Source organism: Paradesulfitobacterium aromaticivorans, assembly GCF_054657415.1.
In genome coordinates, this window is record NZ_BAAHYT010000011.1 from 382791 (window position 1) to 395842 (window position 13052).

Consider the following 13052-nt stretch of genomic DNA (forward strand, 5'->3'; position numbering starts at 1 on the left):
TAGGCTGTGTTATCAGAGGGGGAAAGGCAAGATGAAGACAGTATCTGTTCAAGAAGCGATCGGTTTGGTTCTGTGCCACGATATTACCAAAATTGTCCCCAGTGAATTTAAAGGGCGGGCTTTTGCAAAAGGCCATATCATTAGGGAAGAAGACGTTGATGAACTACTGAAAATTGGCAAAGACCACATTTATGTCTGGGAATTGACGAAGGGTTTTCTACACGAAGATGAAGCCGCCGAACGAATCGCTTTGGCCGCTAGCGGTTCTGGGGTGGTGTTGACGGCACCTAATCAAGGAAAGATTAATTTCCAGGCTGCTATCGATGGTATGCTGACAGTTAATACCGAGGTTTTAGCCCAAGTGAACTCGGTTGAAGGGGTGGTTCTGGCTACCCGGCGGAATAATTTGCCGGTGACCCGTGGACAGGTTGTGGCTGGGACTAGGGTGATACCTCTTGTGATTGAGGAAGGACAAATTGAAACGGTGGAACGGACATGTCTAGAATCCCGGGGCGTTTTAAGTGTCAAACCTTTTCGCCCATTAAAGGTTGGTCTCGTTACCACGGGGAACGAAGTTTTTAACGACCGGATTAAGGACAAATTTGCTCCGGTCATTGAAAGGAAAATTAAGAACTTTGGTTCAAAAATATTTGACCAGATTTACGTTTCTGATGATGCACAGCAAATTTCTGCGGCAATCCTGGAGCTAATTGCCAAAGGTGCAGAAACGGTTTGTGTGTCCGGGGGGATGTCGGTTGATCCGGACGACCTGACACCTTCAGGAATTAGGAATACGTCTGCTGAGGTAATTACCTACGGAGTACCGGTTTTGCCCGGATCGATGTTCATGCTGGCATATCTGGGCTCTGTGCCCATTATGGGTCTTCCTGGGTGTGTTATGTATGATCGCATAACCGTTTTTGATCTGGTTCTCCCGCAAATCTTTGCTGGAGAAAGAATTAAGCGGCAAGACCTAGTGCATCTAGGTTACAACGGCTTATGCATTGGATGCGATGATTGCCGTTATCCCTCTTGCCCTTTTGGGGCTGGCTCTTGAACGACACAGTCACTAACCTTTTGTATGAAAGGCATAACCTTAAATGTTCGACTTCTTCTATGATATATGGACAAAAAATTTTAACATCGTCTGCCAAACAAAGAATTCCCAGGGCCGCACCGTTATTGGTGCGGCCTTGGGAGTTTAGCCTGACAGAACGGGCTTCTATTGATTCGAACTTATCTCCCCGAGCGTAGCCTGAACTTGGTGTGTCTGCCCGTTGCGCACGAAGGTAATGGTTACTTTGTCTCCGACATTGTATTTGTAGAGTTCACGCACAAGATCAGAGGAATTTTGAACTTGCCCATCATTGATCTTGGTAATCACATCACCTTTTGTGATTCCGGCCTTGGCAGCAGGGCCATTCGCTACGACATCAGCAATATAGGCGCCAAGGGGTTGGTTGTTCGTTTGCGCGTAATTGACGTATTGATCGTTGACGGATACTAAAAGGGCCGGATGCTTGGCTACCCCGGAATTAATCAATTGTTGGATGGTTGGCATGGCATCGGAGATCGGAATGGCAAAGCCCATGCCCTCAAAGCCTTGCTGTGCATATTTGGCCGAAGTAATCCCAATAACCTGCCCCTGATAATTTACGAGCGGACCGCCGCTATTTCCGGGGTTAATGGCTGCATCCGTTTGAATGAGGTTAAAACTCGCCTCACCTTGGATATTGAGGGTCCGGTTTGTGGCGGAGACGACTCCGGTGGTTACCGAGCGGGCAAAGTCATTGCCGCCGGGGTTGCCGATCGCAACGACCGGTTCACCGACGACGAGCTTCGAAGAATCCCCCAGGCTGACCGCTGTCAGATTGGCCGTATCCGAAATCTGCAACACAGCCAGATCAGTGCGCGCGTCAGCACCAACCAGCTTTGCGTCAACATTGCGCCCGTCACTCAAACTGACGGTATTTTTTTGCGCCCCGTCAATCACATGGTTGTTGGTTACGATATACCCTTTCTTAGCATCGACCACAAAGCCGGAGCCGCTCCCGGCTTCCTGGAGCCCGGAGTTTCCGCCAAAGCCTCGGCTCGTTTGAAAATTGGATACTCCGACCACCGTTGGTCCGACAGCTTTGGCGATTTGCGCGACCGGGAAATTGGTGAGATTGGAACTTGCATTGGAAACAGGAAGAGCCGATTTAGTTGTCCCTTGGACTGAAGAAAGCTGAGTGTTTGTTGATGTGTTGGGGTAGATATAAGGAATGGCGGCAACCGTTGTCAGACTGCCCACTATGGCGCTGACTAAGCTAATACCGGCGATGGCCGCAAATTTTGAAAAGCGCTTATTGCGATTTGGGGGGGCAGATACTACGGTTGCACTCGATCCGAGCATTTTCTCATTCTCAGCAGATTTGGCAGCTCCATTTCTGCTTTCTTTTGCGGTGTCTCCTGCATCTTCTGTTGCAGCAGCATCTGCTGTAAGGGCTATTGCGGCTGTTTTTACTGTTTCTGAATTATTCTCTGCATGTACTTCTGTAGCCTCCTCTGATGATTCCTCGTTTGTGTTAAGCGTTACTCGGTTTTGTTCGGTTTCAGAGTTGTTAAACTCCATTGAGTCGTTGTTATCAGGAATTTGCTCGTTCATGATGAGTCCTCCTTGTTTTATCCAGATGGGTGTGGTTAGGTTTCAGAATTGGAAAAGAAATGTTTCGTTATATGGCTCAGTATAAAACTTTTACCTGAGATGAAATTGATCGTTTGCTGAAGAAATGCTGAATGTTTAATTTATTTTTCCTTTCAGCTCACTTGGCAGCCGCCTCTGGGTATTTAGTTGATTCAAGCTTGACGCATTAGCAGAAGTGTAGTAGGTTTTTGTTTGAACAAATTGTTCGCACAAAACAAGGGGATGATAATTTTTGCTCAAATTATTCAGGTTCTTAAAACCCTACGCGATCTCGGTGGCGGCTGTTTGATCCTCTTATTTTTTCAATCCCTTGCTGAATTGTATCTTCCGACTTTGATGGCAGATATTGTTGACACCGGTATTGTCAAGGGCGATACGCCTTACATTCTTAGAGTTGGGGCCCTCATGCTGCTTGTTGCAGGGGGAAGTGCAGTCTGTATCATCCTGTCAAGTTTTTTATCAGCGAAAATTGCCACGGGATTTGGCAAAAATCTGCGCAGTAAGGTTTTCTCACAGGTAGAGAGCTATTCACTTCACGAGTTTGACCAGATCGGTACCGCCTCGCTGATTACCCGTACGACCAACGATATTACCCAGGTTCAGCAAGTCTTGATTATGATCATGCGCATGATGATTAGCGCACCCATGATGGCGATCGGCGGCATCATTATGGCGGTATCGAAGGATGCCACTCTGTCCCTGGTGCTGGTTGTGGTCATACCGCTCCTTGCCGCTGCAATCATGCTCATTGCCACGAAGAGTATACCGCTGTTCAGAACCATGCAGATTAAACTGGATAAGTTGAATCTTGTATTGCGTGAAAATCTGACAGGGATTAGAGTGATACGTGCTTTTAACCGCATTGACCACGAGCAGAAGCGTTTTTATGAAGCCAACGATGACCTTACCGGCACCGCGATCAAGGTGAACAAACTCATGGCCGCGATGATGCCTATCATGATGCTGGTGATGAACTTTACAACCATTGCCATCGTTTGGTTTGGCGGTATCCGCGTCGACCATGGGGATATGCAAGTCGGGGATATGATGGCCTTTATCCAGTATGCCATGCAGATTATGTTTTCCTTGATCATGGTCTCCATGATGTTTGTTATGATTCCCCGGGCCCAGGCTTCGGCCGTAAGAATTAACGAAGTGCTGGACACCGTTCCCGAAATTAAGGATGCAACAGCGGTTAAACGGGCTGACAGCAGAAGGGGTTTTGTGGAGTTTGAGAATGTGACCTTTAGTTACCCTGGTGCTGAACAGCCGGCCATCAGCAATATTTCATTTCAAGTGAGCCCTGGTGAGGTCACGGCGATTATCGGCGGCACCGGCTCAGGCAAATCAACGCTGATCAACCTGATCCCGCGCTTCTACGATGTTGACAGTGGCAGCATTTTGGTGGACGGGGTGGATGTGCGGGAAATAGCACAAGAAAACCTGCGCGCTAAAATTGGCTTTGTCCCGCAAAAGGCAGTTCTTTTTAACGGCACCATTGCGGACAATATCCGATTTGGAAGAGAAGGTGCAACCGATGAAGAGGTTAAGTACGCTGCTGAGACCGCCCAAGCAACCGAATTTATCACGGACATGAAGGACGGTTTTAATTCCTTGATCGCGCAGGGTGGAACCAATATTTCCGGTGGACAGAAACAGCGTCTTGCCATCGCCCGGGCTTTGGTGAGAAGACCGGAAATCTATGTTTTTGACGACACGTTCTCAGCCTTAGACTTTAAAACCGATGCCAAGCTGCGGGCTGCGCTGAAAATGGAAACGAAGGACTCCACGGTGCTGATCGTGGCCCAGCGCGTGAGTACGGTGATGGATGCCGACCGGATCATCGTGATGGATGAAGGCCGCATTGCCGGGATTGGGAAGCATAGAGAGCTCTTAAAAACCTGTGAAGTCTATCGTGAGATTGTATCTTCACAGCTTTCTGAGGAGGAGATCGCGTGAGTGAAGAACATAGAGTTCAAAGACCCGCCGGAGGATTTGGAGGACTAGGCGCTGGACCAGGAGGTTTCGGCGCAGGACCAGGCAGACCCGGGGGAAGATCAGGCAGGGGTCCCTTTGGCGGGCATATGGGGATGCCGGGAGAAAAGGCCAAAAATTTTAAAGGCACGTTGAAGAGGCTTCTCGGCTATCTAAAACCCCGGCGATTTCAACTGCTGGTCGTGTTTTTCATGGCCATTCTCAGTACGGTTTTCAGCATTGTCAGTCCGAAGATCCTGGGTAAAGCCACAACCAAATTATTTGAAGGGATCATGACGAAATTCAGGCATGTGCCCGGGGCCCAGGTAGATTTTCAGTACATCGCGCAAATTTTGCTCTTGCTCGTCGGGCTCTATCTGGTCAGTGCCTTTTTCAGCTATGTGCAACAATTTCTCATGGCCGGAGTTGCGCAGAAAACCGTTTTTGATATGCGTAACGATATTAATAATAAGCTGTCCCGCCTGCCACTTAAATTCTTCGATTCACGCACACACGGTGAAATCTTGAGCCGTGTGACCAACGATGTGGATAACATCGCCACCACCTTACAGCAAAGTTTGACCCAGCTAATTACCTCGATCGTTACGATTATAGGGATTGTCATCATGATGCTTACGATAAGTCCGCTCATGACCCTGATTGCGATGGTCACCCTGCCCCTTTCGTTTCTGGTGACCGCAAAGATCGCCAAACGTTCGCAAAGATATTTTGTGGCCCAGCAGAAGGAACTGGGTGAGCTCAACGGCCATGTTGAAGAGATGTATGGTGGTCACCCTATTGTCAAAGCCTTTGGACACGAGGACAAATCGATCAACAAGTTCAACGAAATTAACGAAAGACTCTATCATGCAGGTTGGAGAGCACAGTTCGTTTCCGGTCTGATCATGCCGCTCATGAACTTTATCGGTAATATCGGCTATGTGTTTGTCAGTGTGGTTGGGGGTATTTTAGTCATTAAAAAGAGCATTGAAATTGGGGATGTCCAGGCATTTATTCAATACTCCAGGCAGTTTAGCTGGCCGATCGTGCAAACGGCGAATATCGCCAACGTGATCCAGTCCACAGTGGCCTCAGCTGAGCGCGTGTTTGAACTTCTGGACGAAATCGAAGAAATTCCGGACACCGGAGAGGCCAAGGTCATCGACTCCCCGCAGGGCGAGGTCAAATTTCACAAGGTCAAGTTCCGTTATAAGGAAGATCTCACCCTGATTGAGAACATGAATATTGACGTCCGACCGGGACAAACCATTGCGATTGTCGGTCCGACCGGAGCCGGCAAAACTACCCTGGTCAACCTTCTGATGCGTTTCTATGAGCTCAACGGCGGGAAAATTACCGTAGACGGCATTGACATCAGAGATCTCACGCGCGGCGATCTTCGCAGTCTTTTCGGCATGGTGCTCCAGGACACCTGGCTTTTTAACGGAACAATCCGGGACAATATCGCCTATGGCCGTGAGGGTGCCACCGAGGAAGAAATCGTTCGGGCTGCCAAAGCGGCTCACGCTGACCACTTTATCAGAACTCTGCCCGAGGGGTACAACACCATCCTCAATGAGGAAGCCTCTAACATTTCGCAAGGGCAGAAGCAACTGCTGACGATTGCCCGGGCGATTCTCGCTGATCCGGCGATCCTCATCCTCGACGAAGCGACCAGTAATGTCGATACAAGGACCGAGCTGCTGATCCAAAAGGCGATGATTGGGCTCATGAGAGGGAGAACAAGCTTTGTTATTGCCCACCGGCTATCCACGATTCGGGACGCTGATTTGATCCTGGTGATGAATAACGGCAGTGTGATTGAAAAGGGCACTCATACAGAACTGCTCGCGCAGGGCGGTTTTTATGCCGACCTTTATAACAGCCAGTTTACAGGAGCCAATCTTGCAAACGAAGCGGTATAGGTTATTCCAGAAAGGAAAGAAGGCAGTTTAACTGCCAAGGATTTCTTCATATAAGTTGTTGGTTTCATCGGCTGGGGTTACATCGAACTCCTTAGCCAGGACAGCGGCCAGCTCCTGATACAGGAACAAAGCCTGCTGCTTCTGCCCGTTTTGCCATAATAAATCCATGGCCTGCCGTCCAGCGGTCATTCTCCTGAACAATAGACAGAGTCAGGGCTTTCTGGATGAATTCCCGTGCGGATATTAGGAAGCCCAACGACTTACATTATTAGGGAGTCGTATTTGCCTTGGGAACTCGGGTTAACACTAAACGAATTCCCGTAAGAAGCACAACGACAATGCCTGAAATCAGGTACATCCATCCGAGTGCACAGGTATCCGTTCCTTAATTTAATTTTTTTCATTAATAGGTACCCCCATAAGATAACCGTTTGCGCGTGTTGGTTTGCCAACCACGTAACTATTATGGCTTGTGAAACGGAGCTGGCCTTGAGTGTTACCTGAAGAAATGCTGAATATTTTTGTGAGTTTTGTTCAGTCTCATTTCAGTTTAATATTGCATAATGAAGGGGATTCATTGAAGGTTTCGACCTAAAGGGAGCGGATTCTATGCAAAAATTAAAAGGAATTAAAATATTGCTAGTCGATGATGAACCGAATATTTTGGAGTTTTTAGAGATGGGTCTTCTTAATGAAGGGTTTGAGGTGCAAACGGCTCAGGACGGGATGGTGGCGGTCACGATCGCCAAGCAGTTCCAGCCCCATATTGCGATTCTCGATGTTATGATGCCCGGCATGGACGGGTTCGAAGTGTGCCGCATGCTCAAAAAGACCGCGAATATTGCAATTATAATGCTCACGGCTAAAGATGAAGTTGAGGACCGGGTGAAAGGACTGACGCTCGGGGCCGATGATTATATGGCCAAACCGTTCAGCTTCGAGGAATTGCTGGCGCGTATTCAGGCTAGAATTCGCAATCAATTCCCCAATTTGGTAGGGGAGGTCGTGATCGGACCTTTTCGTATTGACGACCGACGCAAAGAAATTCATCATAATGACCGGGTGTTGGAGCTTTCCCCGACTGAATACGAGCTGCTTAAATTCATGGTGTTCAATCAAGGCATGGTTTTAAGCAAAACCATGATCCTGGATAAAGTGTGGGGTTATGATTTCGTGGGAGATGAAAATATCGTCGAGGTGTATATCCGCTCCCTCCGGGACAAGTTGCATGACAAAGAACATCGGCTGATCCGTACGTTGCGCGGGTCAGGCTATCGGGTTGACTTGTCATGAGCATACGCGGCCGCTTTCAGCACTTGTTCAGGCAAAAGAACTCCCTGCGCTTTCAGCTTTTGTCCCGTTCGTTGCTGGTAATGGCGGGGCTCATGCTGATCGTCGGCTTGTTCCAATATGCGGTGATGCGGGAGTTTATCTACCAAAATAAAGCGTCCAGTATGCAGACTCAGATTTTATCGCTGTCCCCGGATGCCTGGGAACAGGTTGTTATCAATTCATTTGTAAACGGTCCCAACCGTGTGCCGTTTGTGTTTTTACCGGACGCTGCCATCGCGTTCATTGACCGGGGGGGTAATTTTTCCGTGCTCTCCAATTCACGGCTGGATGGCGGAGCCCCGCCCAAGCTAGCGGTGGAAGATTACCAGGCCGCGGTTCAAGCGAAGCGAAGATTGAATTATAAAGTGTTTGATAAGGGGTCCGGAAATGAGCAGTTGGTGGTTCTGCAAACGATCGAGGATCGGGGCCTTCTGCTCGGGGTGATTCAAGTGAGTGTCGGGACCAAGCCTTTACAGGACATTTTGCTGCAGCAGCTTTTCACGTTTCTGGCGCTCGCGCTTTTGGCCTTAATCGGGGGCCTGCTGGCATTTATTCCCGTGCTGCGCAAAACATTGGTTCCCTTGTCCAATATGGTGGGTAAGGTGGAACAAATCGATGCCGGAAATCTTACCGAGCGTTTCCCCGCCGAGCAGGGTCAGATGGAAATTGACCGCCTGGCAACATCTTTTAATGGGATGCTGGAGCGGCTGGAATCCTCTTTCACTGCCGAAAAAGAGGCCAAAGAGCAAATGCGCCGTTTTGTGGCCGATGCCTCCCACGAGTTGCGCACTCCACTGACCTCGATTCACGGGTTTCTGGAAGTCCTGCTTCGCGGTGCCGTAAATCAGCCGGATAAGCTGCACAAATCCCTAACAAGCATGTACGCCGAATCAGAACGCATGAAAAAGCTGGTGCAAGACCTGCTCTTGCTGGCAAAGCTCGATCGCTCGCCGAATATTGCGCTTACTGAAGGAGAATTGGATGACCTGATCCGGGAAATGGAACCGCAGTTAAGGCTGCTGGCGGGCAATCGCCGTGTGAGTTTGCGGCTTGCTCCGCATTCAAGGTGCCGGTTTGATGAGGACAAAATGAAACAGGTCGTTTTGAATCTTTTCCATAATGCGGTCGAGCATACGGATGCGGAAAATGGAGCCATTGAGATTGCTTTAGATGGTGTTGATACAGGTGTCGAGATGGCCGTAGGAGACAACGGTTCAGGTATGCCGGAGGAGCATCTGCCACATTTGTTTGAACGGTTTTATCGGATCGATTCTTCCCGCACCCGCAAATACGGCGGAGCCGGTCTGGGGTTGGCTATTAGCAAATCGATCGTTGATCTTCATGGAGGAGCGATCCGGGTAGAAAGTTCCGCAGGAGCGGGAAGCGTGTTTTATGTGTGGCTCCCGGCAGTAACAAAAGTTTAGAAAACGTTTTAATACTGGCCCAAATGACGCGTATTGGCACATGCTTTGCTAAGAGTAGACAGCGCAAAGATTTAACCGTTAAGAACCAAGCGCTCTGAACAATAGTAAAAGACATTTACTGTGGGATGTGAAGAGTGTGCGTATTGTAGTAGCTCCAGACTCATATAAAGGAAGTCTATCCGCGATCCAGGTGGCAAATGCCATGGAACGCGGGATATTAGCGGTTTTTCCGGACGCAAAGGTCATCAAGGTGCCGATAGCTGATGGCGGGGAAGGAACTACGGAGGCTTTGGTATCTGCGACCGGCGGTCGTATTGTGCCCTATAAGGTGATGGGGCCGTTGGGAGAAACGGTGGAAGCGCGCTGGGGGATATTAGGAGATGGAAAAACTGCGGTCATCGAAATGGCTGTGGCGTCCGGGCTCCCGCTATTATCTAAAGAGAAACGCAATCCCCTGATTGCCACAACTTTTGGCACCGGGCAACTGATTAAAGCGGCTCTCGATCAAGGAATCCGGAAATTGATTATCGGTATCGGCGGCAGTGCCACCAATGATGGCGGAGCCGGGATGGCCAGAGCCCTGGGAGCGAAATTCCTGGACAAACTTGATAATGAACTGCCTGATGGGGGAGCGGCGCTTCAGAGTTTGGCTAAGATTGATGTTTCCGAACTGGATTCCCGTCTGGCAGAAACCAGGATTTTAGTTGCTTGTGATGTTGATAATCCTTTATGCGGTCCTCGTGGTGCATCGGCGGTTTATGGTCCGCAAAAAGGAGCTACGCCCGCGATGGTAACTGAGTTGGACCAAGCCCTTAAACACTTCGCTGATCTGGCAAAATCCACTACCGGTAAAGATGTGGCGGAAACTCCGGGAGCAGGGGCTGCCGGTGGTCTGGGCGCAGGCTTGCTGATATTTACGCCGGCTGAGTTGCGCCTTGGGATTCAAATCATCCTGGAGGCCGCCGGTTTTGAGGATAAAGTGAAGCATGCCGATCTGGTGATCACCGGTGAAGGACGTACCGATATGCAGACGGCCCATGGAAAAGCGCCCGTAGGCGTAGCCGCTCTGGCTCAGAAGTACAAGGTGCCGACTTTATGCCTGTCCGGCGGGCTCGGACCCGGCCATGAATATGTATTACAGCATGGAATTGCAGGACTCATGAGTATCGTACCTCAGCCGATGACTTTAGAGGAGTGCCTGGCTGCCGCAGACGAGCTGGTAGGTGCGGCAACGGCCAGGCTATGTCGGTTGGTCAAGGTAGGGATGCACTTGAATTAAGCAGAAAAGAATATTAAAGAAAAAACGGCTCTTACGCGCGGCTGTGCCGCACGTGAGGCCGTTTTTTCTTTATACGGGTCATGCTCCCATCTATTCTTTCAGCTAATTTTCAGGAAACGCTCACTAAACGTTCAGTCAGTATTAAGTACCAATTCAGGAACGCCGGTTAAAGTAAGGGAAGAGTATTTTGGAGAGATAACTTTGATAAACTTTCAGTCTTATCCGGGTTGGGATTTACTCCGTGGGTTGGGAGCCATGAAAACCTGATTATTGATAAAATGGTGGCAGCGTTAGTTGTAAACCGAATGAAAGTCGATTTATCAGAGTTAGAATTCAAAGCATATCTCGAAAAAAATGTTTTTCGGTTAACGTACAAGCAGATATCGGATAAGTATGGATATCGTGCCAAACAAATTGATAATGCCTTAAGACGGGCAGACAGAAAGGTTCAGCAAATCGTCGGGAGAATGGAAACACTCGGTGCTTAGGCATTGGTTCTGAACATACCTGAATTGTTCTTTGAGCCCGTAAAGCCACTTAATGATGTTTTACGGGTTTTATTTATTTCTATATAATATATACCGAATTTCAATGTTGAAATCGAATTTCAGAAATGAATAACTTTATGAGCTCTGTTGCCTAAATTATCTGTATTTTCTAACTCATACTTGTGGCATGGAAATTGCTTATCAATTACTGATAGCTTCGAAAAAATTGTTGACAATAGTAGGTAGCTTAAATAATATTAATCAAACTTATTGATATCAACAGATTAAACAAAAATATTTTTGGGTTTTTATAAATGTGGCAGTATTCGATCGTAATTACTGAGGAATAACTACGATCGATTCATATAAGAATGGGTGTAATAAAATACTTCAGGAGGTGAATAACATTTGATCTGAAGATAACAGAGATATTGGCTATTAATTATTTGCTGATTAAAGTAAGTACAAAAGTAAATATCTGAAAATTCTTAAAGATGTAATGGATACATTAATCGGGGGTGGATTGAAAAGTGAGTACACAATCAATTGAAAGTGAAGTGAATTTCGGGTTTCTACCGGCTTTGGGGCGGGATAGGCAGTTCGGTTTATGGGACTTTATAGCTATCCAAACAGGTTTTGGTATAGCAGCATGGTGCTTCTTGGTCGGGGGTCTTTCCGGAACAGTGTTACCCGGTAAGTACGCGCTTCCGGCAATTCTTTTGGGAAATGCTCTACCGGTTTTTCTGATAACACCTTTAAGCCAATACTTTTCTCGATATGGCATTGATACATTTATCGGTGCGCGAAGTGCACTTGGCTATCTAGGGAGTGACATATTCTATTTTATTTTTGCACTATTGAATCTAGGTTGGATAACGGTTGCGTGTTTTATGTTAGGTGAGTCTGCTATTAAGGTTGCAGGTGCTTTTGGCGCACCGGAATTTCTAACGACAAGAACCTCAGGGGCTCCTATTTTTGCGATAATTGCATTCTTATTATCTTTTTACATTGCCTATAAGGGTCCAGTCGCAATAAAGTGGTTTAACCGCATTGGGGTTCCTGCCATCTTGGTTATTCTGGTTGGCTTGATTGTTATAGTTCTGTTCCGCGAAGGGATTGCAAAAGTATGGGATGCAACCCCTATTTCTCCGTACGATTCCACGCAGCGAGGAATTGTCACCGCTATCGAATGGAATGCTGGCTTGGGTTTTTCTTGGCTTCCTTATATCGGGCAATGGTCAAGGTTGGTTAAATCTGAGAAACAGGCACATTATGGTTCACTATATGGCTTTGGGATCGTGTTGAATGTGGCTGCAATTTTTGGTGCGTTTACAGCATTATTAGTTTCTTCGATGGATCCCACCGACTGGATGATTAAAATCGGCGGGGTTTCATGGGGCCTGTTGGGATTATTCTTGTTGATCTTAGCTAATATTACTTCCGCCATAACCCTGTTATACTCCCAGGCTCTGAGTTTCAAAAGTATTTTTCCAAGGCAGAAGTGGATAAACGCTTTACTTACTACGGTCCCAGCCGCGTTGCTAATGCTCAGCCCCTATTTTTATGATGCATACAGCAAGTTTCTCTCGGCGGTATCATTTATCATGGCTGCCTACGGCGGCGTGTTAATTGCAGATTATTTTTTCTTTAGAAAGAAGAAGGTTAGCATGGTGGACTTATATGATCGCGGCGGAAAATATCGTTTTTGGCGCGGGATAAACCCTGCATCAGTTGTGGCCGTGGTGGGATCATACTTATTCTACGTATGGACCTACAATCCGCTTGCGGATGTGGCCGGCCCGCTCTTCGGTTATCTGTCTGCTGGTATCCCAACCTTTTTCGTAGCAGGGTTTATCTATTTGATATTTTCCAATGTTGTATTTAAGAGTGTTTGTGTAACCACTACAGTGGCTGATACCATTTCCAGCGCTAGGTAGATTAAAG

The 13052-nt window shown here is 47.7% G+C and carries 8 protein-coding genes and 1 pseudogene; 7 read left to right on the plus strand and 2 right to left on the minus strand.

All coding sequences use genetic code 11. The features are described from left to right. The first annotated feature begins 31 nt into the window (after positions 1-31). Entirely contained in the window at positions 32-1057 is a 1026-nt protein-coding gene (locus ACYQ2N_RS18645) for a molybdopterin-binding protein (protein ID WP_460000919.1), read from the plus strand. Between the two features lie 165 nt (positions 1058-1222). On the opposite strand, the gene ACYQ2N_RS18650 is transcribed toward ACYQ2N_RS18645, so the two are convergent. Further along, on the minus strand, positions 1223-2395 hold the full coding sequence (locus ACYQ2N_RS18650) for a S1C family serine protease (RefSeq protein WP_460001755.1): 1173 nt from the start codon (positions 2393-2395) through the stop codon (positions 1223-1225). A gap of 523 nt (positions 2396-2918) precedes the next feature. Between ACYQ2N_RS18650 and ACYQ2N_RS18655 the strand changes: the two are divergent. Beyond that, positions 2919-4645: pseudogene (locus ACYQ2N_RS18655) on the plus strand (ABC transporter ATP-binding protein). Positions 4646-4770: 125 nt separating this feature from the next. Next, complete coding sequence (locus ACYQ2N_RS18660; protein WP_460001757.1) at positions 4771-6585, plus strand: ABC transporter ATP-binding protein; 1815 nt, start codon at positions 4771-4773, stop codon at positions 6583-6585. Positions 6586-6612: 27 nt separating this feature from the next. Here ACYQ2N_RS18660 and ACYQ2N_RS18665 read toward each other — a convergent pair whose 3' ends face one another. Next, positions 6613-6753 (minus strand): BTAD domain-containing putative transcriptional regulator, encoded by a 141-nt coding sequence (locus tag ACYQ2N_RS18665; protein ID WP_460000920.1) that lies wholly within the window; start codon positions 6751-6753, stop codon positions 6613-6615. Positions 6754-7194: 441 nt separating this feature from the next. Between ACYQ2N_RS18665 and ACYQ2N_RS18670 the strand changes: the two genes are divergently transcribed. The 4 genes from ACYQ2N_RS18670 to ACYQ2N_RS18685 all read left to right on the plus strand — a co-directional run bounded on the left by ACYQ2N_RS18670 (position 7195) and on the right by ACYQ2N_RS18685 (position 13045). Continuing rightward, positions 7195-7878 carry a response regulator transcription factor gene (locus ACYQ2N_RS18670; protein WP_460000921.1) on the plus strand — a complete coding sequence of 228 codons (684 nt, stop codon included), beginning with the start codon at positions 7195-7197 and terminating at the stop codon, positions 7876-7878. Next, positions 7875-9341 (plus strand): sensor histidine kinase, encoded by a 1467-nt coding sequence (locus ACYQ2N_RS18675; protein ID WP_460000922.1) that lies wholly within the window; start codon positions 7875-7877, stop codon positions 9339-9341. The genes ACYQ2N_RS18670 and ACYQ2N_RS18675 overlap by 4 nt, the downstream gene beginning before the upstream one ends. 136 nt (positions 9342-9477) lie before the next feature. Continuing rightward, positions 9478-10620 carry a glycerate kinase gene (locus ACYQ2N_RS18680; protein ID WP_460000923.1) on the plus strand — a complete coding sequence of 381 codons (1143 nt, stop codon included), beginning with the start codon at positions 9478-9480 and terminating at the stop codon, positions 10618-10620. Between the two features lie 1171 nt (positions 10621-11791). Further along, positions 11792-13045, plus strand: a complete 1254-nt coding sequence (locus tag ACYQ2N_RS18685; protein ID WP_460000924.1) for a purine-cytosine permease family protein — start codon at positions 11792-11794, stop codon at positions 13043-13045. Positions 13046-13052: the final 7 nt, after the last annotated feature.